The sequence below is a fragment of the Brevundimonas sp. genome, from assembly GCF_024711105.1.
Classification (GTDB): Bacteria; Pseudomonadota; Alphaproteobacteria; order Caulobacterales; family Caulobacteraceae; genus Brevundimonas.
Genome location: NZ_JANJTL010000097.1, coordinates 1 through 21,184, shown reverse-complemented (window position 1 = coordinate 21,184; position 21,184 = coordinate 1). Strand labels below are relative to the sequence as shown.

General features: G+C 70.0%; 24 protein-coding genes. 15 read left to right on the top strand and 9 right to left on the bottom strand.

What is annotated here, in order from left to right:
- On the top strand, nt 1-259 hold a 259-nt coding region (locus tag Q0M60_RS07380; protein WP_296817844.1), incomplete at its 5' end, for a hypothetical protein.
- 54 nt (nt 260-313) lie between these two features.
- Here the strand turns inward: Q0M60_RS07380 and Q0M60_RS07375 are convergent.
- The 3 genes from Q0M60_RS07375 to Q0M60_RS07365 all read right to left on the bottom strand — a co-directional run bounded on the left by Q0M60_RS07375 (nt 314) and on the right by Q0M60_RS07365 (nt 2,038).
- Nucleotides 314-499, bottom strand: a complete 186-nt coding sequence (locus Q0M60_RS07375) for a CsbD family protein (RefSeq protein ID WP_296817841.1) — start codon at nt 497-499, stop codon at nt 314-316.
- Nucleotides 500-572: 73 nt separating this feature from the next.
- Nucleotides 573-1,016 carry an NUDIX domain-containing protein gene (locus Q0M60_RS07370; RefSeq protein ID WP_296817839.1) on the bottom strand — a complete coding sequence of 148 codons (444 nt, stop codon included), beginning with the start codon at nt 1,014-1,016 and terminating at the stop codon, nt 573-575.
- The gene (locus Q0M60_RS07365) at nt 1,016-2,038 is read right to left on the bottom strand and encodes a S1/P1 Nuclease (RefSeq protein ID WP_296817837.1); all 1,023 of its coding nucleotides are present in this window, start codon (nt 2,036-2,038) and stop codon (nt 1,016-1,018) included. Before Q0M60_RS07365 ends, Q0M60_RS07370 begins: the two co-directional genes overlap by 1 nt.
- Nucleotides 2,039-2,145: 107 nt before the next feature.
- On the opposite strand from Q0M60_RS07365, the gene pgsA reads away from it, so the two are divergent.
- Together pgsA and Q0M60_RS07355 are read left to right on the top strand one after the other, a co-directional pair.
- Nucleotides 2,146-2,775: a CDP-diacylglycerol--glycerol-3-phosphate 3-phosphatidyltransferase gene (pgsA, locus tag Q0M60_RS07360; protein ID WP_296817836.1), complete on the top strand. Its 630-nt coding sequence runs from the start codon at nt 2,146-2,148 to the stop codon at nt 2,773-2,775.
- Nucleotides 2,776-2,802: 27 nt separating this feature from the next.
- The gene (locus Q0M60_RS07355) at nt 2,803-3,018 is read left to right on the top strand and encodes a KTSC domain-containing protein (protein ID WP_296817834.1); all 216 of its coding nucleotides are present in this window, start codon (nt 2,803-2,805) and stop codon (nt 3,016-3,018) included.
- On the opposite strand, the gene Q0M60_RS07350 is transcribed toward Q0M60_RS07355, so the two are convergent.
- Genes Q0M60_RS07350 through Q0M60_RS07335 form a run of 4 tightly spaced genes read right to left on the bottom strand, consistent with a single transcriptional unit; the run spans nt 3,015 to nt 7,873 of the window.
- Nucleotides 3,015-3,842: an enoyl-ACP reductase gene (locus tag Q0M60_RS07350; protein WP_296817832.1), complete on the bottom strand. Its 828-nt coding sequence runs from the start codon at nt 3,840-3,842 to the stop codon at nt 3,015-3,017. The genes Q0M60_RS07355 and Q0M60_RS07350 overlap by 4 nt on opposite strands.
- A gap of 57 nt (nt 3,843-3,899) precedes the next feature.
- Nucleotides 3,900-5,549: a thiamine pyrophosphate-binding protein gene (locus Q0M60_RS07345; protein WP_296817830.1), complete on the bottom strand. Its 1,650-nt coding sequence runs from the start codon at nt 5,547-5,549 to the stop codon at nt 3,900-3,902.
- A gap of 25 nt (nt 5,550-5,574) precedes the next feature.
- Entirely contained in the window at nt 5,575-6,684 is a 1,110-nt protein-coding gene (locus Q0M60_RS07340) for an acyl-CoA dehydrogenase family protein (protein ID WP_296817828.1), read from the bottom strand.
- Nucleotides 6,685-6,688: 4 nt separating this feature from the next.
- Complete coding sequence (locus tag Q0M60_RS07335; protein WP_296817826.1) at nt 6,689-7,873, bottom strand: acyl-CoA dehydrogenase family protein; 1,185 nt, start codon at nt 7,871-7,873, stop codon at nt 6,689-6,691.
- A gap of 112 nt (nt 7,874-7,985) precedes the next feature.
- Between Q0M60_RS07335 and Q0M60_RS07330 the strand changes: the two genes are divergently transcribed.
- The 9 genes from Q0M60_RS07330 (at nt 7,986) to Q0M60_RS07290 (ending at nt 15,891) form a co-directional block, all read left to right on the top strand.
- On the top strand, nt 7,986-9,236 hold the full coding sequence (locus tag Q0M60_RS07330) for an MFS transporter (RefSeq protein ID WP_296817824.1): 1,251 nt from the start codon (nt 7,986-7,988) through the stop codon (nt 9,234-9,236).
- A gap of 116 nt (nt 9,237-9,352) precedes the next feature.
- A complete protein-coding gene (gene rpmI, locus Q0M60_RS07325; RefSeq protein WP_296817821.1) occupies nt 9,353-9,556 on the top strand; it encodes a 50S ribosomal protein L35 in 204 nt (67 codons plus the stop codon).
- A 47-nt stretch (nt 9,557-9,603) separates the two neighbouring features.
- Complete coding sequence (gene rplT / locus Q0M60_RS07320; protein ID WP_296817820.1) at nt 9,604-9,957, top strand: 50S ribosomal protein L20; 354 nt, start codon at nt 9,604-9,606, stop codon at nt 9,955-9,957.
- Nucleotides 9,958-10,053: 96 nt separating this feature from the next.
- Nucleotides 10,054-10,992 (top strand): polysaccharide deacetylase family protein, encoded by a 939-nt coding sequence (locus Q0M60_RS07315; RefSeq protein WP_296817818.1) that lies wholly within the window; start codon nt 10,054-10,056, stop codon nt 10,990-10,992.
- A 70-nt stretch (nt 10,993-11,062) separates the two neighbouring features.
- On the top strand, nt 11,063-11,293 hold the full coding sequence (locus Q0M60_RS07310) for a hypothetical protein (RefSeq protein WP_296817816.1): 231 nt from the start codon (nt 11,063-11,065) through the stop codon (nt 11,291-11,293).
- Between the two features lie 55 nt (nt 11,294-11,348).
- Complete coding sequence (gene pheS, locus Q0M60_RS07305; RefSeq protein ID WP_296817814.1) at nt 11,349-12,464, top strand: phenylalanine--tRNA ligase subunit alpha; 1,116 nt, start codon at nt 11,349-11,351, stop codon at nt 12,462-12,464.
- Nucleotides 12,465-12,473: 9 nt separating this feature from the next.
- Nucleotides 12,474-12,878: a hypothetical protein gene (locus tag Q0M60_RS07300; protein WP_296817812.1), complete on the top strand. Its 405-nt coding sequence runs from the start codon at nt 12,474-12,476 to the stop codon at nt 12,876-12,878.
- Nucleotides 12,875-15,298 carry a phenylalanine--tRNA ligase subunit beta gene (gene pheT, locus Q0M60_RS07295; protein WP_296817810.1) on the top strand — a complete coding sequence of 808 codons (2,424 nt, stop codon included), beginning with the start codon at nt 12,875-12,877 and terminating at the stop codon, nt 15,296-15,298. Before Q0M60_RS07300 ends, pheT begins: the two co-directional genes overlap by 4 nt.
- Nucleotides 15,299-15,348: 50 nt before the next feature.
- On the top strand, nt 15,349-15,891 hold the full coding sequence (locus tag Q0M60_RS07290; RefSeq protein ID WP_296817808.1) for a TIGR00645 family protein: 543 nt from the start codon (nt 15,349-15,351) through the stop codon (nt 15,889-15,891).
- Here the strand turns inward: Q0M60_RS07290 and rfbA are convergent.
- On the bottom strand, nt 15,888-16,766 hold the full coding sequence (rfbA, locus tag Q0M60_RS07285; RefSeq protein WP_366855678.1) for a glucose-1-phosphate thymidylyltransferase RfbA: 879 nt from the start codon (nt 16,764-16,766) through the stop codon (nt 15,888-15,890). The genes Q0M60_RS07290 and rfbA overlap by 4 nt on opposite strands.
- A gap of 129 nt (nt 16,767-16,895) precedes the next feature.
- Here rfbA and Q0M60_RS07280 point away from each other — a divergent pair, with 129 nt between their 5' ends.
- The 3 genes from Q0M60_RS07280 to Q0M60_RS07270 all read left to right on the top strand — a co-directional run bounded on the left by Q0M60_RS07280 (nt 16,896) and on the right by Q0M60_RS07270 (nt 19,253).
- Nucleotides 16,896-17,519: a DUF1134 domain-containing protein gene (locus tag Q0M60_RS07280; protein WP_296817807.1), complete on the top strand. Its 624-nt coding sequence runs from the start codon at nt 16,896-16,898 to the stop codon at nt 17,517-17,519.
- Nucleotides 17,520-17,589: 70 nt separating this feature from the next.
- Nucleotides 17,590-18,588, top strand: coding sequence for a D-cysteine desulfhydrase (locus Q0M60_RS07275; protein ID WP_296817805.1), 999 nt, complete (start codon nt 17,590-17,592; stop codon nt 18,586-18,588).
- Complete coding sequence (locus tag Q0M60_RS07270) at nt 18,585-19,253, top strand: amino acid racemase (RefSeq protein ID WP_296817803.1); 669 nt, start codon at nt 18,585-18,587, stop codon at nt 19,251-19,253. Before Q0M60_RS07275 ends, Q0M60_RS07270 begins: the two co-directional genes overlap by 4 nt.
- Here the strand turns inward: Q0M60_RS07270 and mutL are convergent.
- The gene (gene mutL / locus Q0M60_RS07265; protein ID WP_296817801.1) at nt 19,250-21,067 is read right to left on the bottom strand and encodes a DNA mismatch repair endonuclease MutL; all 1,818 of its coding nucleotides are present in this window, start codon (nt 21,065-21,067) and stop codon (nt 19,250-19,252) included. The genes Q0M60_RS07270 and mutL overlap by 4 nt on opposite strands.
- Between the last annotated feature and the right edge of the window lie 117 nt (nt 21,068-21,184).

The window sequence follows — 21,184 nt, the reverse complement described above, 5'->3', positions numbered from 1 at the left end:
GGCGCTGAACGGACTTCCGAACTACGGCGGTCTGCGCGCCGCCGCCGACGCGGAGGCCGCCCGAAGAGCAGCCGTCGCGGGACCGGAGCAGCCCGAGTCGAACGACCGCGAGCGCTGCCGCCGGACGGGGTCCAGCTGGCGCGATGACGACACCGGCGAGTCAGAATCCGACTATCGCATCACCTGTTCCTGGAGCAGCGACCCGGACGGAGAAGGCGAAGCGAGCCGCGCGCTGAACGAGTTCCTGAGCGGCGACTGATACGAAAACGGCCGGCGATCGCTCGCCGGCCGTGGTCGCGTTTCGGGCGTGGGATCAGACGCGCTTGTCGCCGCGCATGCTGTCCTTGACGCCGCCGACGGTGTTCTGGACCTTGCCTTCGAACTTGTCGGCCTTGCCTTCGGCCTTCAGCTTCTCGTCGCCGGTCATCTTGCCGACGCCTTCCTTCAGGCTGCCGCCCATCTGCTTGGCGGCGCCTTCGACACGATCATGATCGGGCATGGGATTTCCTCTCGGTTGGGCGCGACATGCGCCGTGCCGAAAGAACCCCCAGGGGTGAAGTCAGGTTCCGGACTCAAGCCCGGGCGCGCAGCCAGCGAAGCACCGCCCAGGCGTGGGCCTCGTGCCTCAGTGAGGCGATGGCGTGAAGCGGCTCCAGCCACTCCAGGGTGTGGTCGTCCTCGACCTTGGCCGAGGGATTCTCGCTGACCAGGTCCGCGGTCCAGAAGCCCGCGAGGTTCCGCACCGGCTCGCCGTCGCTCTTGCGATAGCGCTGGGCCGCCTCCCCGAGCCGGGTGACGCCGCGGACGGTCAGGCCGGTCTCCTCGATGAACTCGCGGGCCAGGGCCTGCTCTTCGGTCTCTTCGCCGTCGATCGCCCCGCCGGGCAGGTCGTGATAGCTGCGCGGGCCGCGTTCGACGCGAACGCAGGCGATCCGGTTGTCCCGGACGACGATCCCGAAGGCGCAGGGGCGGTCCCGATAGACCAGACCCGGCTCGGTCGCGCCGAACTCGATCATCAGTCGGTCCCGAACAGGGAGTCCCATGGATCCACCGCGCCGGATTCCACGTCCGCGACGCTGATCTGCGGCCAGCCCACGCGCACGCCCGCCGAATCGCTCCAGGCGGCTGCGATCAGGTCGCGCAGCTCGGCCGCGCCGGCCGCAAGACGGCGGGTCATGAAGGCCTCGGACTCCGAACCGGCCGCGGCCAGCTCGCCCGACTTCTCAAGGCGATAGAGCGGAACCACCTCAGCCAGGCCCTCGAGGATGTAGGCGGGCGTACGCAGCCGGATGTCGCAGGGGCTCGCGCAGGGCCGGGCTGGCCCCATGGCGGCCGAAATCTCGTCGAGATCGATACGGTTGTAGGGCCAGCTGTCGACCATGCCGTGGAACTGGCGCGAGATCGTGAAGCCCTCGGGGTTCGGGTAGTCGCCCCAGCCATTGTAGTGGACCGACAGGTGAAGCGGCTGGGCCGCGTCGCCGACGTAGTGGGACAGCACGCCGATGTCGCGCAGGATCAGGGCCTCGCGCCGCTCGCGGTCCTCGCGATACCAGGCCCGGCGGCCGGGGTCGGTCTCGCGGCCCTCCACGGCGTTGAGCACCCGCCAGTAGGAGAAGTCGCGGACCAGCTGCTGATACCCGTCGAGCAGGGCGTAGGGCAGATACCCGGCGTCGTCGACGTCCAGGCCCGCCTCGGTCAGCATCCGCTCGTACTCGGAGCGCAGCTCGGGCAAGGCCTCGATGTGCGGACCGGCCGCGGTCATGGCGTGGCCGTCGTCCGTCAGGTCGATGAAGTGGGCGGTGTCGCGGTCGCGGTCGTGGGTGCGGCCGGCGCCCTTCCAACGGTCCGGCTCGCGCGACAGCTCCCCGACCTCGGCGGCGGCCTCGGCGGTGCGCAGGAAGGCGGGCAGGTCGTCGGGCAGGGCGCGGATGGCGGCGATCCCGACCATGCGGTGGCCGGACGAGCCCCAGGCCCCGGCGTCGCCGACGGGCAGGGCGACAAGGGCGGCAAGCGACAGGGCGACGGCGATACGCTTCATGGTCAGACCTCGATGAGGAACGGTCTCGTCTAGCCGATCCTGCCCCCGCGCGTCATGCCCGACCTTCGCGCGTGACGCGGACGGCCCGGCGCAATAGGATTCAGTCCATGACCGACCCCGCGCACAGACCCAATCCCATCCCCAACCTGCTGACGGCCATGAGGCTGGTGGCGGGGGTGATCATGTTCCTGCTGCTGGCCGGGGCCATGGGCGGGGTGCCGCTGCTGTCGGCCTATCTGACGCCGGAGGATCAGTTCGCGCTCTATCGCGCGGCCTTTGTCTTCTTCGTCCTGGCTGCGGTGACGGACTTCTTCGACGGTTTCCTGGCGCGGCGCTGGCACGCCGAGAGCCGCTGGGGGGCCATCCTGGATCCGATCGCCGACAAGATCCTTGTGGCCGGCGCCGTGGTCGGCCTGCTCGCCTCCGGCACGGGCGCGGACGTCGTCATCCCCTTCGGCGTGATCCTGTTCCGGGAGTTCGCGGTCTCGGCTCTGCGCGAAACCACGGCCGGGCGTATCGAGCTCAAGGTCACGACGCTGGCCAAGTGGAAGACCACGCTGCAGATGCTGGCGATCGGCGCCCAGCTGCTCGGCCTGGCGGGCGGCGAGACCTTCATCGAGGCGCCGTGGATGCCGGCCTTCATGACCTTCGCGGACGTGCTGGTCTGGATCGCCGCGCTCGTGACCCTGTGGACCGGCTGGCAGTATTTCGCCAAGGCGCGCGAGGGGCTGAACTAGGCCCCGCCACGCCGCGTTTGGAGGGATATGCCCTCCACGGTCATCCGCCGTTTCGACTACGACGAGGACAGCCGCGTCCTGCGGGTGATCTTCCAGTCGGGCGACATCTACGCCTATTTCGACGTGCCGCCGGAGCTGCCCGTCGAGTGGCGGGCGGCGTTTTCGAAGGGCGTCTTCTTCGCCGAGCGGGTGCGGGACCGCTTCGACTATCAGCTGGTCGAGAAGGCGCGCAGGCGGGCCTAGCCTTCCCCGCCGTCCTCGGTCGCCATGCCCATCATGTGGAAGCCGGCGTCGACGTGGATGACCTCGCCCGTGGTCGAGAAGCCGAGGTCCGAGCAGAGCCAGAGCGCGCAGCCGGCGACGCCCTCCATGGAGGTGTCCTCCTTCATGGCCGACATCTCACGGCCCTTGGACAGCATGCCCCGGCCGCCGGAGATGCCGGCGAGGCTGAGGGTGCGCATGGCGCCGGCGGAGATGGCGTTCACGCGGATGCCCTTGGGGCCCAGGTCGCGGGCGATGTAGCGGGTCGCGGCCTCGAGCCCGGCCTTGGCCACGCCCATGGTGTTGTAGTTCGGGATGGCCCGCTCGGAACCCAGATAGGTCATGGTGACCATCGAGCCGCCGTTCGGCATCAACTTCGAGGCCCGCTTGGCCACGTCGACGAAGCTGAACACCGAGATGTTCATGGCCAGCAGGAAGCTGTCGCGGGTGGTGTTGTCGACGAAGGAGCCCTGCAGCTCGTTCTTGTTGGCGAAGGCCACGGAGTGGACGACGAAGTCCAGCGTGCCGAAGGTCTTCTCGATCTCGGCGAAGGCGGCGTCCATGGAGGCGTCGTCGGTGACGTCGGCCTGGACGATCAGCTTGGCGTCCACGCTCTCGGCCAGCGGGCGCACCCGGCGCTCCAGCCCCTCGCCGAGGTAGGTGAAGGCGAGCTCCGCGCCTTGGGCGGCCAGCTGCTGGGCGATGCCCCAGGCGATGGAGTTGGCGTTGGCCACCCCCATGATCAGGCCCTTCTTGCCCTTCATCAGCTCGCCGCTCGGGAAGATCCAGCCGGATTCCGTGGCCATGGTCGCGTCTCCTGTTGTCGGCGTCGGTTTAGGCGCGCCGCCCGATGAGTGACAAGCCTAGCCGGCGCGAAGCTGGCTGATCGTCCGGCCCGGCGCGATGTCCTCCGCCGAGGTGATCAGGTGGATCAGGGCGGGGCGGCCGGCGTCCAGCGCCTGATCTAGGGCGGCTGCGAAGTCCTCGGTGCGGTCGACGCGGATGCCCGCGACGCCGAAGGCCTCGGCGTAGGCGACGAAGTCGGGGTTCTTCAGGTCGGTGCCGGAGACGCGGGCGGGATAGTCGCGTTCCTGGTGCATGCGGATGGTGCCGTAGGTCCCGTTGTCCACGACCACGAAGACCACGGCGGCGTCGTACTGAACGGCGGTGGCCAACTCCTGGCTGGTCATCATGAAGTCGCCGTCGCCGGCGATGTTCACCACCGTGCGCGAGGGCTCGACGATCTTGGCGGCGACAGCGGCCGGCACGCCATAGCCCATGGCGCCCGACGTCGGGGCCAGCTGGGTGCGGCGCGCGTGGTGCGGGAAGAAGCGGTGCAGCCAGGCGGCGAAGTTGCCCGCCCCGTTGGTGACGATGGCGTCGTCAGGCAGGCGGGCGCGCAGCAGGCCCATCACCTCGCTCATGTTTACCGCGCCCGTCACGGCGACTGGCTGGATGAAGGCCGTGTAGTCGGCGTGCGCCTCGCGCCCGTCGGACCAGGCGCGGCCCGGCGAAATGGCGGCGATGGCCTCGGCGGCCAGCGACACATCGGCGGCGCAGGACAGGGCCGTCGGCCATACGCGGCCGAGCTCCTCCGGACCCGGATGGACGTGGACCAGCCGCTCGCCGGTCGTCGTGCGGTCGAGCAGGCTGTAGCTCTGTGTCGGGTTCTCGCCGAGGCGCGCGCCGATCGCGATCAGCAGGTCGGAGTCCCTGACCCGCTGGACCAGCTTCGGATTTGGCCCGAGCCCCAGGTCGCCGGCGTAGCAGGGGTGACGGTTGTCGATCAGGTCCTTGCGGCGGAAGGACAGGGCGATGGGCAGGCCCAGCCGCTCGGCCCAGTCCGCGAGGCTCTTCGCGGCCGCGTCGGTCCAGCCCTGGCCGCCGAGGATCAGCATCGGCCGTTCGGCCGCCTCGAGGCGCGCTTCAAGTGCGGTGAGGAAGGCCGGGTCGACTCCGGCGCGGGCGGGCGTCACCGCCTGTTTCGACGAGGGGCCGCCCGGCTGGTGCAGGATGTTCTCCGGCAGGGCGATGACCACCGGCCCCATGCGGCCCTGCAGCGCGGTGGCGAAGGCACGCTCGACCACCTCGACGGTGCGGTCGGCAGACTCCAGTTCGGTCGCCCACTTGGCCAGGCCGCCGAAGACCTCCCGGTAGTCGACCTCCTGGAAGGCGCCGCGCCCCCGGTCGGCCAGCCCGACCTGGCCGACGAACAGGATCATCGGGGTGGAGTCCTGGTGCGCCGTGTGCACCCCGATGGAGGCGTGGGTCGCGCCCGGGCCGCGCGTGACCATGCAGACGCCGGGCCGGCCCGTCAGCTTGCCATAGGCCTCGGCCATGTTGGCGGCGCCGGCCTCATGCCGGCAGATGACCAGCTCGATCCGGTCGCGCACGTCGTAGAGCGCGTCGAGCACCGCGAGATAGCTCTCGCCCGGCACGCAGAAGACGTGGTCGATGCCGTTGACCAGCAGGGTCTCGACGAGGCGGCGGGCGGCGGTGTCGGCGGGTTGCATGCCCGCCGTCTAGCTTGTCCGGAGATCAGTATCCAGACAGGCGCGCCAGCCGTTCGGCGTGGTGATGGGTGTCGCCGAACAGCTCCTGGCAGACGCGGATGCGCTTCATGAAGAGGCCGACGTCGAACTCGTCGGTCATGCCGACGCCGCCGTGCATCTGGACGGCCTCCTGCACGGCCAGCTCGGACGACTTGCCGGCCCGGGCCTTGGCGACCGAGACGGCGGGGCCGGCGGCCTCGGGGTCGCTGTCGAGCAACTGCAACGCCTTGAGCACCGCCGCCTTGGTGATCTCCAGCTCGGCGTAGAGGTGGGCGGCGCGGTGCTGGAGCGCCTGGAACTCGCCGATGGCGCGGCCAAACTGCTTGCGCTCGCGGAGGTAGGCCAGGGTCTGCTCATAGGCCGCCTCGGCCGCGCCCGTCATCTCGGCGGCGACCATGGCGCCGCCATAGGCGCAGACGGCGCGAAACAGGCCGCCGTCCGCCGCGCCGATCAGGGCGTCGGCCTGAACCTTGACGCCGCTGAGCGTGACCCGCGCCGCATTGTGGGCGTCGACCATGAGGGTGCGTTCGACTTCGACGCCCTCCGCCCCGGGAGCAACGGTGAAGAGGCCAACGCCCTCGTCGGTCCGCGCGGCGACGATCAGCAGGTCCGCGACGTGGCCGTCGAGGACCATGGCCTTGGCGCCGTCGAGGCGCCAGCCGTTGCCGGAGCGCGTCGCGGTCGTCTCGATCTGGTCCGGGCGATGCTTGCAGCCCTCGTCGAGCGCGACGGCGGCGATCAGCCGGCCCGCGGCGATCTCGGGCAGCCAGCGCTGCTGCTCCTCCGATCCGGCCTGCAGCGCCGTCGCCGCCAGGACCCCGGTCGACAGGAAGGGCGACGGAACCAGATTGCGGCCGACGGCCTCGGCGATGACGCCAGCCTCCACGGCGCCCAGGCCCGAGCCGCCGTGGGCTTCCGGAACCAGCACCCCGGCGAAGCCCATCTCTCCGAACGAGGTCCACAGGTCGCGCGAGACGCCGTCCGGATCGCGGCTGTCGCGCAAGGCTCGCAGATGGGCGATCGGCGCGGCCTCGGCCAGGAAGCCGCGCGCGGCCTCCTCCAGCATCGTCTGCTCTTCGGTCAGGATCAGGGGCACGGGGTCAGGCTCCGGGCAGGCGCAGCAGGTGCTTGGCGATGATGTTGAGCTGGATCTCGCTCGTCCCGCCCTCGATGGAGTTGGCCTTGGTCCGCAGCCAGGACCGGGCGGCCGAACCCTCGCGCGACCGCTCGCCTTCCCACTCCAGGGCGTCGAAGCCGCCGGCGGCCATCAGCAGTTCGTGGCGGCGCTTGTTCAGCTCCGAGCCATAGTATTTCAGCATTGAGGCCTCGGCGGGATGCGCCTTGCCGGCCTTGTGCTTGTCGCCGACGCGCTCGAGCGCCAGCCGGAAGGCGGCGGCGTCGATCTCCATCCCGGCGATGCGGGCGCGCAGCATCGGATCGTCCAGCCGGCCGGCCTCGTCGGTCCCCAGGCTGTCGGCCGCGACCTGGCCGAGCGGGCGGGCGTTCAGGTCCTCGCCCATGGCCCCGATCATGGTCCGCTCATGCGCCAGCAGGTACTTGGCCACGTCCCAGCCGCGGTTCAGCGTCCCGACCAAGTTCTCCTTCTCGACCCGCACGTCGTCGAAGAAGGTCTCGCAGAAGGGGCTCTTGCCCGAGATCAGGGTGATCGGCCGCGTCGTGACGCCCGGGGTCTCCATGTCGAACAGGACGAAGGAGATGCCCAGGTGCTTGGGCGCCTCCGGGTCGGTGCGGACGAGGCAGAAGATCCAGTCGGCCTTGTCGGCGTAGGAGGTCCAGATCTTCTGGCCGTTGACGATCCAGTGGTCGCCGCGGTCCTCGGCGCGGGTCTGCAGGCCGGCCAGGTCCGAACCCGCGCCCGGCTCGGAATAGCCCTGGCACCAGCGGATCTCGCCGCGCACGATCTCGGGCAGGAAGCGCTTCTTCTGTTCCTCGGTCCCGAAGGCCAGCAGCGCCGGGCCGAGCATCCAGACGCCGAAGCTGAGCAGCGCCGGCTGGGCCTGGATGCGACGGAGCTCCGAGGCCAGCACCTTGGCTTCCTCGCGGCTCAGCCCACCGCCACCGTATTCCTTCGGCCATTCCGGCGCGGTCCAGCCGCGCTCGCCCATGCGTTCCAGCCAGAGCTTGTGGGCCGGGGTGGCGAAGGTGGCGTTGCGGCCGCCCCAGATGGCCTCGTCCTCGCTGCGGACAGGTCCGCGCACCTCCGGCGGACAGTTCGCCTCCAGCCAGGCGCGCGTTTCGGCGCGGAAGGTCTCCAGGTCGCTCATGGGCGGCTCCCCTGCTCAGTCGCCGCTAGCTAACAGGGGTCCGTATGGAAAAGCTACGGCCTTTGGTCGGCGAGGGCTCGCGGCGGGCGCTGCGGCGGGATATGCACGCGAAATGACACAGCCTCCCGCCGTTCCGCGCGCGCCGGTTCCCGCCCTGGCGGTGCTGTTCGGCGTGGTCTTCATCAATCTGGTGGGCTTCGGGCTGATCGTGCCGCTCCTGCCCTTCTTCGGCTCCAGCCTGGGCGCGGCGGAGTGGCAGGTCACCCTGCTGTTCGCGGCCTATTCGGCGGGCCAGTTCTTTGCGGAGCCCTTCTGGGGCCGGCTGTCGGACCGGATCGGGCGCAAGCCCGTACTGCTGATCACGCTCGTCGCCAACGCCGTGGGCTACCTGCTGCTGGTCTTTGCGCCGAACATCTGGGCGGCGATCCTGATCCGGCTCTTTACTGGCCTGGGCGCGGGCAACATCTCGACCGTCCAGGGTTATGTCGCCGACGTCACACCGCCGGAGCAGCGGGCGGGCCGCATGGGCATGATCGGCGCGGCGTTCGGCCTGGGCTTCATCGTGGGGCCGGGCGTGGGCGGGCTCCTGGTGCGCGAGGACCTCGGAGCGATCGGCTTCCATCCCCCGATGTATCTGGCCGCGGCCATGGCGGCGCTGGCCGCGATCGGCGTGATCCTGTTCCTGCGCGAGAGCCGGGCCAAGGCCGATCCGGCCGCGCCGCGCCAGCGGTTCCTGGCCGGTCTTCACGACGCCCAGCGCAATCCGGTGGTCAGCCGGGTGCTAGTGGTGACCATGATCTTCATGGCGGGTTTCGCCGGCATGGAGTCGACCTTCGGTCTGTGGGCCGAGCGGCATTACGACTGGCACGCGCGCGAGGTGGGCCTGAGCTTCGTCGCTGTCGGGATCGTCTCGGTAGTGGCCCAGGGGTTCCTGACGGGACGCTTGGCCCGCCGGTTCGGCGAGAGCCGGATGCTGGCCTTCGGCGCGGCCCTGTTCGGCGTCTGCATGGCCGCGCAGGTGGCCTTCGCCAACCTGTTTCCGACCGCCGACTGGCTGGTGCCGGTGGCGATGGGCCTGACGGCCTTCGGCATGGCCTCGGTCATGCCCAACGTCTCGGCCCTGATCTCGCGATCGGTGGACCCCGACCGCCAGGGTGCGATGCTGGGCCTGAACATGGCGGCAGGCTCGGCGTCGCGGATCGTCGGGCCGATCGTGGCCGGCGCGGTCTATTCCGGGCTGGGCCTGGACTGGCCCTTCCTGCTGGCGGCGATGCTGACCATCCCGGCCGCGATCATGGCCATCAACGCCGGCCGGGCCTTCCGCCGCGAACAGACCCGGCTGGCCGCCGCCGCCCAGGCCTGACGCGGCTTGCATTTGCGCCGCCCTTGGCGTATCAGCGCCGGCTTCGAGCCGCCGGGCCCAGGACATGCCTTGGCGGCTCTTTCTATCCAAGAGGACGGGCGCAAGCCCGCAGGGAAATGTCTGGTTACAAACTGAAAACCAAATCCGGCGCGAAGAAGCGCTTCAAACTGACGGCTTCCGGCAAGGTGAAGGCCGGAGTTGCGGGCAAGCGTCACCGCTTGATCAGCCACAACTCCAAGTACATCCGCCAGAACCGCGGCACCGACGTCCTGACCGACGCCGACACCAAGAAAATCAAGTCCTACATGCCGTACGCCTAAGGCGCGCGCGGCAGTTCGATCTGACATCAGTTTGAAGGAATAGACACATGGCTCGCGTCAAACGGGGCGTTACGTCCCACGCCAAGCACAAGAAGGTCCTGGAGCAGGCCAAGGGCTTCTACGGCCGCCGCAAGAACACCATCCGCGCCGCCAAGGCCGCGGTGGACAAGGCCGGCCAGTACGCCTATCGCGACCGCCGCAACAAGAAGCGCTCGTTCCGCGCCCTGTGGATCCAGCGCATCAACGCCGCGGCCCGCGCCGAAGGCCTGACCTACTCGCAGTTCATCAATGGCCTGAACAAGGCCGGCATCGAAATGGACCGCAAGGTCCTGGCCGCCGTCGCCGCCGACCAGGCCGGCTTCAAGGCCATCGCCGACAAGGTCCGCGCCGCCCTGGCCTAAGGCCCGACGCGACCGCGACAATGAAACGCCCGCCCCGGCCGCCGGGGCGGGCGTTTTCGTTTTGCGGCGAGGCCTGAACCGGCGACAAATCGCACCATGCGCCTGCTGCCGATCCTATTCGTCGCCCTCGCCCTGTCGGGCCCCGCCCTGGCTCAGTCCCGCGCGGTGGCCGTGACATTCGACGACCTGCCTTACCAGGCGCCGTCGGCGATGCTGTGCGATCCCGAAGCCGCCATGGCCCTGACCGACGCCTTCGTGGGCATGCTGCGGCCGCTCGACACCCGCGGGACCGCCTTCGTCAACGAGGGCAAGGTCTGCGAGGCGCAGCGCGCGGCCCTGCTGCCGCGAATCCTGAACGCCTGGCTGGATGCAGGTCTTGGCTTGGGCAACCACACCTTCAGCCACATCAACATTCATCGGAACACCGTCGAGGCCTATCTGGCCGACGTGGACGCCGGCGCGCCGGTCACGCGCGCGGTGCTGGCGGCGCGCGGACAAGAACTGGTCTGGTTCCGCCACCCCTATCTGTTCACCGGCGAGACGCCGGAAAAGAAGGCCGGGATCGCCGCCGGGTTGGCCGAGCGCGGCTATCGCGTCGCGCCAGTGACGATCGACAACAACGACTGGATGTTCGGCGCTCTCTATCGCCAGGCGGAGGCCGCGGGCGACACAGCCCTGATGGCCCGCATCGGCGAGGCCTATGTGGCGCACATGGCCGCCGTGCTGGATCACTTCGAGCCCTACAGCGCCGAGCTGACCGAAGGCCGGGAGCCCGCGCAGATCCTGCTGCTCCACGCCAACAGCCTGAACCGCGACTGGTATCCGGCCGTGCACCGGCTCTATCTCGAGCGCGGCTATCGTTTCGTGACGCTTGAGGAAGCCATGGCCGACCCGATCTATGCGCATGCGGACGATTACGTGCGCGCCAATGGCGTTTCCTGGCTGCATCGCTGGATGGTCACCGAAGGCCGTCCGCCCCGGGGCGAGCCCGATCCGCCCGCCTGGGTGATGGAGGCGTATGAGACCTTCGGCTGATCCTTAGGGGAATCCCGGATGCGGCCGATCGTCCGCGCGCCTATATGAGAGGCCCGTTCCGGAGGCGGCCATGCGCTCCCGTTCCAAGCTCGGCCTGATCACCTTCATCGTCGTCGCGGTGGCGACCGGCGTGCTGGCTCTCGCCGTCCTGCCGCTGTGGGAGCGCGCCGGCTTCGGAGAGATGAACATCCACGGGATCATCGCCCTGATCATCGGCTACGTCGGCGTGCTGGCCCTGACCATCGGCCTGATGCGGCTGGCCTTCCACTCCGCCGAGAAGGGCTACGACGACCGGCCCTGAGGCCTGAGCGGAAAACGCTTGCCAAAGCGGGCCCTCAAAGGCTTTGAGACCCGCCATGACCGACCTCGCCAAGCTCGAGCTGGACCTCATCAACGCCATCGGCGCCGCCGAGACCTCGGCCGCGCTCGAGGAGCTGCGCGTCGCGGCCATCGGCAAGTCCGGCTCCGTGACCGGCCTGCTCAAGGGCATGGGCGCCATGAGCCCGGACGAGCGACGCGAGAAGGGCCCCCTGATCAACGGCCTGCGGGATCGGGTCACCGCCGCAATCGCGGCGCGCAAGGACGAACTCCAGGCCGCAGAGCTGGAGGCCAGGCTGGCCTCCGAGCGCGTCGACCTCAGCCTCCCCCCGCCGCCGCGCCGCAGGGGCTCGGTGCATCCGACCATGCAGGTCATGGACGAGATCGTCGCCATCTTCGCCGAGATGGGCTTCGGCGTCGCGGAAGGTCCGGACATCGAGGACGACTTCCACAATTTCACGGCGCTCAACTTCCCGCCCGGCCACCCGGCGCGGGAGATGCACGACACCTTCTTCCTGAAGCCGGACCCGGAGACGGGCGAGCGCAAGGTGCTGCGCACCCACACCTCGCCGGTGCAGGTGCGGACCATGCGGGTGACCAATGAGCCGCCGCCGGCGAACTGGATCGCGGGCGGACGCGAGCCGCCAATTCGCATCATCGCCCCGGGCCGGACCTTCCGGAAAGATTCCGACGCTACCCACACGCCGATGTTCCACCAGGTCGAGGGTCTGGTCATCGACCGCGACATCCACATGGGCCACCTCAAGTGGACGCTGGAGACCTTCGTCGCCCGCTTCTTCGAGGTGGAGGGTGTCGATGCGCGCTTCCGGCCGCACCACTTCCCCTTCACCGAGCCCTCGGCGGAGATGGACATCCGCTGTGACCGCTCCGGCGGCGAGCTGAAGCTCAATCAGGGCGACAGCTGGATGGAAATTCTCGGCTGCGGGATGGTGCATCCGAACGTGCTGCGCGCCTGCGGCCTCGACCCCGAGGAATGGCAGGGCTTCGCCTTCGGCATGGGCGTCGATCGGCTGGCCATGCTGAAATATGGCATCCCGGACCTCAGGCCCATGTTCGAGGCCGACGTCCGCTGGCTGGCCCACTACGGATTCGCGCCCGAGCAGGCGCCCAGCGCCGCCGCCGGCCTGAGCTAGAGACAAGAGATGCAGACCTCCCAGCCCCGCCCGATCGCCGAAGACCTGACTGCGGCCAGCTTCACCGGCCAGTCGATCTCGCTGTTCGACCTGTTCCGCGCCAACGTCGTGGCGACCGGCAAGCCCATGATTAGCGGCAAGACCTTCACCGAATGCACCATTGAGGGTCCGGCCGTGATGCTGGCGCTCCGGAACGTGGTCTTCGACGGCTGCGACATGGGCTACACGGGCGACAGCGACGCGCGGGCGCTGCTGCTGATGCCCATGGCCAAGAGCAAGGTCATCGGCGCCATCGCGCTCGAGGACTGCCGCTTCGAGCGCTGCAACTTCTTCATGGTCGGCTTCACCGGCTCGGACAGCTTCATCGACCAGTTCCTCCAGGTGCTGAACTCCGGCGAGGGCGCGGCCTCGTGAAGTTCACCCTCTCCTGGCTGAAGGAACACCTCAGGACGGACCGGGCGATCGGCCAGATCGCCGAGGCCATGACCATGGCCGGGCTCGAGGTCGAGGACGTCTCGGATCCGACTTCGCGGCTTGCACCGTTCACGGTCGCCCGCATCGTTTCGGCCGAACGCCACCCCAACGCCGACCGGCTGCAGGTCTGTCAGGTCGAGACCGTCGACGGCATGAAGGAGATCGTCTGCGGCGCGCCGAACGCGCGGGCGGGCCTGACGACCATCTACGCCCCCATCGGCGCCTGGGTGCCCGGGCTGGGCGTGACCCTGGTCGAGAAGCCGGTGCGCGGCGTGGTCTCCAACGGCATGCTGTGCTCGGCCTCCGAGCTGGAGCTCGCTGACGAGAGCGACGGCATCCTGGAACTGGCGGACGATCTGAGGGTCGGGACGCCGGCCGCGGAGGTCTTCGGCGCCGAGCCGGTGATCGATTTCGAGGTGACGCCGAACCGGCCGGACTGGCTGGGTGTCGCGGGAATCGCCCGCGACCTGGCGGCGGCCGGGGTCGGAGACCTGATCACACCGGACATCGGGACGGTCCCCGGCGGCTTCCCCTGCCCGGTCTCGATCCGGCTGGAGGCCCCCGACCTGTGCCCGGTCTTCGCCGGACGGGTCATCCGCGGCGTACGCAACGGCCCCTCGCCCTCGTGGCTGCAGGATCGGCTACGCGCCATCGGCCTGAGGCCCATCAACGCCCTGGTCGATGTGACCAACCTGATTTCCTACGACCGGGCGCGGCCGCTGCACGTGTATGACCTGGCCAAGCTGGTCGGGACCGAGATCGTCGTGCGCGGCGGCCAGGCTTCGGCCGGCGCCGAGGGCATCGCTGCGGGCACGCCGGAGCACCTCATCGCGCTCGACGGCAAGACCTATGCGCCGACGCCGGCCATGTGCGTCATCGCCGACGCGGCGGGCGAGCGGCCGATCGGGCTCGGCGGCGTCATGGGCGGGGAGTCCACGGGCTGCTCCGAGGAAACCGTCGACGTCTTCGTCGAGAGCGCCTGGTTCGACCCGATCTCGGCGGCCCAGACAGGCCGCGCGCTGGGCATCACCTCGGACGCCCAGTACCGGTTCGCGCGCGGGGTGGACCCGCAGTCCGTCGTTCCCGGCCTGGAGCTGGCGACGCGACTGATCCAGGAGCTTTGCGGGGGTGACGCCTCGGAAGTCACCGTCGCCGGTCAGGCGCCCGCGCCGCCTTCGCCGGTGCGGCTCGACCCGACGCGGGTCAACCGGTTGACCGGACTCAATCTCGACGACGACCGGATCGGCGCCATCCTCGGGGCCCTCGGCTTCAGGGTGGAGCGAGGCTCCCCCTGGACCGTCACGCCGCCATCCTGGCGGCGCGACGTCGAGGGGCCCGCGGACCTGGCCGAAGAGGTCGCGCGGATCGCCGGCTACGACGCCCTTCCCGCCACGCCGCTGCCGGAGGTTACCCAGGCGGCGTCGGGCGTGCTCGACCTCCGCCAGTCCCGCATTCGCGCGGCGCGCCGAAGCCTTGCGGCCATGAGGTGGTCCGAGGCTGTCACCTGGTCCTTCACCAGCCGCGCCAACGCGATCCTGTTCGGCGGCGGCGACGAGCGGTTGCTGCTCGACAATCCGATCGCGTCCGAACTGGACTGTATGCGGCCTTCGATCCTTCCGAACCTGATCGAGGCGGCGGCCCGCAACGCCGCGCGCGGCTTCGCGGACGCCGCCCTGTTCGAGATCGGCCCCGTCTATGCCGGCGACCAGCCGGGCGACCAGCGCACCGCCATCTCCGGCGTCGTGGCCCCCCATGCGCCGCGCCGATGGGACGGCGCCAACGAGGATGCGCTCTTCGCCCTGAAGGGCGACCTGATGGCGCTGCTCGAGACACTCGGCGTCGCGACCGGCGCGCTCCAGCTGGTCCAGGGCCAGAACCGCCCGTGGTGGCACCCGGGCCGGTCGGCGCGCCTGCAGCTGGGACCCAAGAACGTCGTGGCCGAGTTCGGAGCGCTGCACCCCTCGGTGCTCAAGGCGCTGGACGCCGAGGGATCGATGGTCGGCTTCGAACTGATCGTCGAGGCCCTGCCGCAGCCGAAGAAGCGCGCCGGAAAGGCGCGCCCGAGGCTCGACCTCTCCCCGCTGATGCCGCTGTCGCGCGACTTCGCCTTCGTGGTGGACGCCAGCACGCCCGCCGGTGACCTGGCCCGGGCCGTGGCTGGGGCCGACAAGGCCCTTATCGCCGAGGCGCGCGTCTTTGACGTCTATGAGGGTCCGGGCGTCACCGAGGGCAAGAAGTCGGTGGCCGTCGAGGTTCTCATCCAGCCACGCGAGGCGACGCTGACGGACGCGGACATCGAGACCCTGTCGCAGCGCGTGGTCCAGGCCGCGGGCAAGCTCGGCGCCGCGCTACGGACCTGATCGCTCGGCCGAATCGCGTCAGGATTTCCCGACCGTAGAGGGAGGCCCGCATGGGGATGAAGCCGCGTCTGGAGACCGCTTTCGAGCGGATGCTGTTCCGCTCGCGCTGGCTCATGGCGCCGATGTACCTGGGTCTGGTCGCGGCGCTGCTCATGCTGCTGGTGATGTTCGGGCGCGAACTGATCCACTACTTCCCGGCGGTTTTCGCGCCCTATGGGACCATGACAGCCAACGACGGCATCCTGGTGGTGCTGACGCTGGTCGATTTGTCGCTGGCGGGAAATCTTCTCCTGATCGTGCTGTTCTCGGTCTACGAGAACTTCGTCTCCAAGCTCGACCTGGAGGGCGAAACCGATCGGCCGCCGTGGATGGGCACGGTCGATTTTTCGGGCCTGAAGATGAAGCTGATCGCCTCGATCGTGGCGATCTCGGGCATCCAGCTGCTCAAGACCTTCATGAACATCGGCAAGACAGGCTACGAGTTGAACCCCGGCGAGGCCATGTGGGGGGTGATCATCCACCTCACCTTCGTGACCTCGGGCGTGCTGCTGGCGCTGATGGACTGGCTGACGGCCAAGACCGACAAGCACTAGGCCTCGTCGAGCAGCCTCAGCAGATAATCCCCGTACCCGCTTGGTCCATGTTCGGCGGCGGCGTCCCGGACGGCGTCGGCGGCGAGCCAGCCGTTGCGGAAGGCGATCTCCTCCAGGCAGGCGATCTTGAGGCCCTGGTTGTGCTCGATGGTCTGCACGAAGTGGCTGGCTTCCAGCAGGCTGTCGTGGCCGCCCGCGTCCAGCCAGGCGAAGCCGCGGCCGAAGCGCATGACCTCGAGCTTGCCCCGCTCCAGATAGGCCTGGTTCACCGCCGTGATCTCGAGCTCGCCCCGCGCCGAGGGCGTCAGGCCCCGGGCGATGTCGCAGGCATGCTCGTCGTAGAAATACAGGCCGGTCACGGCGACGTTCGAGCGCGGCTTTTCGGGCTTCTCGACGATGGCGACCGGATTTCCTTCGGCGTCGAATTCAACGACGCCGAAGGCCTCGGGGTGGCGCACGTCATAGCCGAACACCACCGCGCCGTCTGGCCGTGAGGCGGCGTCGCGCAGCATGCCGGTGAAGCCGCGACCGTAGAACAGGTTGTCGCCCAGCACGAGGCAGACGCGGTGGCGGTCGATGAATTCCTCTCCGACCAGCAGGGCCTGGGCGATGCCCTTGGGCTCGGGCTGGACTTCGTACGAGAAGCGCACGCCAAACCGCGAACCGTCGCCGAGCAGCTGCTTGAAGGCATGATGCTGGTCCGGTCGGGTGACGACCAGGATGTCGCGGATCCCCGCCAGCATCAGGGCGGAAAGCGGATAATAGATCAACGGCTTGTCGTAGACGGGCAGAAGCTGCTTGGATACCGCCAGGGTCACCGGCTTGAGGCGCGTGCCGTTGCCGCCGGCCAGAATGACCCCCCGCACCTCGCTCACGCACACACCTCCAACCCGGTCCGGCCATTCTAGACCGAAGTCGGGGCAAGCCCCAAACCCGCCCCAATGGCGCGAGACGGTGTGGCATTCTTTCGCCCGCAGAGCGATTCGCCTTTCTCGGAGCCGACCATGGACCGTCGCAGCCTTCTCCTTTCCGGCCTGGCCCTGACTGCGGGCGGATGCGCCACCAGCGCCTCCCAGCAGGGAACGCCGGGCTACCCCACCCAGCCGGGGGCGGGATCGCCTCCGGCGACGGCCCAGCCCCCGGCCTACACCCAGGAAGAGATCGTGGCCGCGGGCTCGAGCTTCCTGGGCGTCGCCGCCCAGGCGATCGGCGGCGCGGTAGAGCGCATCTTCATGGAGCAGGGCGACGCCCCCACCGCCTACATCGCCGGCGAAGAGGGTTCAGGCGCCTTCGCGGTCGGCGCGCGCTACGGCCAGGGCCTGCTCTACATGAAGGATCGGCCCGAGCCCCAGGAGGTGTTCTGGCAGGGCGCCTCGATCGGCTGGGACTTCGGCGGCAACGTCGCCCGGGTCTTCACCCTGGTCTACAACCTCTATCACCCGGACATGATCTATCGCCGCTACCCCGGCGTGGAGGGCTCGGCCTATCTGATCGGCGGGCTGGGCGTGAACTACCAGCAGGCCGACGGCATCATCCTGGCCCCGATCCGCGCCGGTGTCGGCCTAAGGCTGGGCGCCAACGTCGGCACGATGAGCTACAGCCGCCAACGCAACATCCTGCCGTTCTGACGGGAACCCGTTTCACATCAGCGGTCCTGCCGTCTAGGAAGGCTCTGGGACCTCCCGGAGCCTTTTTCGCATGCACCTCGCCCGCTTTCCGCGCGTGCGCCTCGCGCACCTCCCGACGCCGCTGGAGCCGCTGCCCCGGCTGTCCGAGGCCCTGGGCGTGGAGATCTGGATCAAGCGCGACGACTGCACCGGCCTGGCCGGCGGCGGCAACAAGACCCGCAAGCTGGAGTTCCTGCTCGGCGACGCCCTGGAGCAGGAGGCCGACACCCTGGTGACGCAGGGCGCCGTGCAGTCCAATCACGTGCGCCAGACCGCCGCCGCGGCCGCCGCCTGCGGCCTGGCCTGCGAAGTGATCCTCGAGGAGCGGACGGGGTCAAAGGCCGAGGACTACGTCTGGAACGGCAACGTCCTGCTCGACAGGCTGCTGGGCGCCCGGGTGCGCCGCGTGCCGGGCGGGACCGACATGGTCGCCGAGCTCGAGAGGACCGCCGACGAGGTCCGCGCCCGGGGCGGCCGGCCCTATGTCATCCCCGGCGGCGGTTCCAACGCCATCGGCGCGCTCGGCTATGCCGATTGCGCGCGTGAGCTGGTAGCCCAGGCCGACGACTTCGACCTGAAGATCGACCGCATCGTCACCGCCACCGGCAGCGCCGGCACCCACGCCGGCCTGGTCGCCGGACTGGCGGTAATCGGCGCGGACGTCCCCGTGCTGGGGATCGGCGTGCGGGCGCCGAAGGAGAAGCAAGAGGCCATGGTCCGCAAGCTGGCGCACGAGACGGCGGTGCTGCTGGGTCATGCGGACCGGGTGAGGGACGAAATGACGTTCGCCGATTGCGACCACGTCGGCGAGGGCTATGGCCTGGTCGACGACGCGGTGATCGACGCCCTGACGCTGGCGGCGCGGACCGACGGGATCATCCTGGACCCGGTCTATTCGGGCAAGGCGATGGAGGGGCTGATCGCCTGGGCGCGGGCCGGACGGCTGCAGGGCGAGGCGGTGGTGTTCCTGCACACCGGTGGGGCGCAGGGCCTGTTTGGCTACGGCTCCGAGATCGGGCCGCAGCTGTGAGGAAGACGCTGGGCGTACTCGGCGGCATGGGGCCGGCCGCCACCCTGGACTTCCTCGCCAAGCTGCAGGGCTCGACCCTGGCCGAGAAGGACGAGGACCACATCCGCGTGGTCATGGACCTGAACCCGCGCGTGCCCAGCCGCCACTTCGAGAGCGACGCCGCGACGATCGAACTCGCCGCCATGGCGGTGCGCCTGAGGGACGCCGGGGCGGAGATCCTGGCCATGCCCTGCAACACCGCCCACGTGGCGCGCGAGGCGATCGAACAGGCCTCGGAGCTGTTCCTCGTCGACATGCTCGATGAGGCGGTCAACGAGGCCGCCGAGGTCGGCGGCGAGCGGGTCGGCATGCTGTCCACCTCGCTGTCGCGCGGCCTCTACATCGAGCGGATGCGCATCGCGGGCCTGCAGCCTGTCTCCCTTTCGCCGCTGGCGCAGGAGGCCCTGATGGAGGCCATCTTCCGCGTGAAGGCCGGCGACTTCGGCGAGGACGTGAACCAGGTCATGGTCGCCGCCGCCGCCGAGCTGGTCCGAGAAGGCGCCGACGCCATCATCGCCGGCTGCACCGAGGTGCCGCTGGTGCTGGACGAATCCCAGGTGGCCGTGCCCCTGATCGACGCCACCGAAGCCCTGGCGCGGGCGTGCGTTCGGGAGTGTCTGGGCTAGCGCCGGCCGAACAGGCGTTCGATGTCGGCCAGCTTGAGTTCGACGTAGGTCGGGCGGCCGTGGTTGCACTGGCCGGAGTGGGGCGTGGCCTCCATCTGGCGCAGCAGGGCGTTCATCTCTTCGGCGGAGAGGCGGCGGCCGGCGCGGACGCTGCCGTGGCAGGCCATGGTGGAGCAGACCTCCGACAGGCGCTCGGTCAGGGCCAGGGCCTGACCGTTCTCGGCCAGGTCGTCGGCGATGTCGCGGATCAGGCCCTCCACGTCCGTGTCACCGAGCAGGGCCGGCGTCTCGCGCACCAGGACGGCGCCGGGGCCGAAGGCCTCGACGATGAGGCCCAGCGCCTCCAGCTGCGGCGCGGCGGCCGCGACGCGCTCGGCCTCGGCCGGGTCGAGCTGGACGACGGCGGGCACCAGCAGTGCCTGTCGGGCCACGGCGCCCTCGGCCATCTGGGCCTTCATCCGCTCGTAGACGAGGCGTTCGTGGGCGGCGTGCTGGTCCACCACCACCATGCCATCGCGGGTCTGGGCGACGATGTAGGTGCCGTGCAGCTGGGCCCGCGCCGCGCCGAGCGGGCGGTCCATCAGGTCCGGCTGGGCCGGGGCGGTCTGTGGCGTCCAGGCCTGGGGCTCGACACGGGCGGACACCTCGGCGAGGCCCGGGATCACCCCCGTGGGCGCCGGCGCCTGCCAGGGGCCGGTCCAGTCGGGCGCGTAGGCGGGCGCGGCGCGCTGGGCCCAACGCACCGGATCAGCCCGGAAGGCGGACAGGGCCTGGTCGGCCACGGTGGTCGACGCGCGGTGCCCGGCGCCCGCCAGGGCATGCTTCAGCGCCCCGACGATCAGGCCGCGCGCCAGCGCCGGATCGCGGAAGCGGACCTCCGCCTTGGCCGGATGCACGTTCACATCGACCAGGGTGGGGTCGAGGTCGAGGTAGAGCACCGCCGCCGGATGGCGATCGCGGGCCAGGAAGTCGGCGTAGGCGCCGCGCAACGCGCCCTGCAGCAGTCGGTCGCGGACCGGCCGGCCGTTCACGAACAGATACTGGTGGCCGGAGTTGCCGCGCGAATAGGTCGGCAGGCCCGCATAGCCGGACAGGCGCAGCGCCTCTCGGGTCTGGTCGATGAGCAGGGCGTTCTGGCCGAAGGCGTCGCCCAGGATGGCGCCCAGCCGCGCCAGCCGGCCCTCGTCGCCGGGATGCTCGGCCGCGAGGCGCAGCACCGTCCGGCCGTCGATCTCCAGCGAGAAGGCCACCGCCTCGTGCGCCATGGCCTGGCGCTTGACCTCCTCGGCGATGGCCATGGCCTCTGCGCGCTCGGACTTCATGAACTTCAGCCGGGCGGGCGTGGCGTAGAACAGGTCACGCACCTCGACCCGCGTGCCGTGGCTGCCGGCGAAGGCGGTGGGCCGCACCGGCCTGACCTGTCCCGCCTCAACCTCGATGGCATAGGCCGGCTCGCCGGCCGTGCGCGACGAGATGGTCAGGCGCGAGACCGAGCCCATCGACGGCAGGGCCTCGCCGCGGAAGCCGAGGGTGAAGATGCGCAGCAGGTCGACGTCGCCGGCGTCGTCGGGCTCGAGCTTGGAGGTGGCGTGGCGCTCGACCGCCAGGGCCAGCTGGTCCGGGGCCATGCCGCAGCCGTCGTCGGCGATGAGCAGCCGGGTCAGGCCGCCGCCGTCGGCCTGGATCTCGATGCGGCCGGCCCCGGCGTCCAGCGCGTTCTCGACCAGCTCCTTGACCGCGCTGGCCGGCCGCTCGACCACCTCGCCGGCGGCGATGCGGTTGACGGTCTCGGGGGGGAGGCGGCGGATGAGCATGGGATTCGCAAGTATGGCCCTTTCCGCCGGTAGGAAGAAGGCGGCTCAACCGACCTCCCCGCCGAGGTCGGATGGTCGTCGCTATTTCTTCGGGGCCCGACTGTCCCGGCCGCCCTG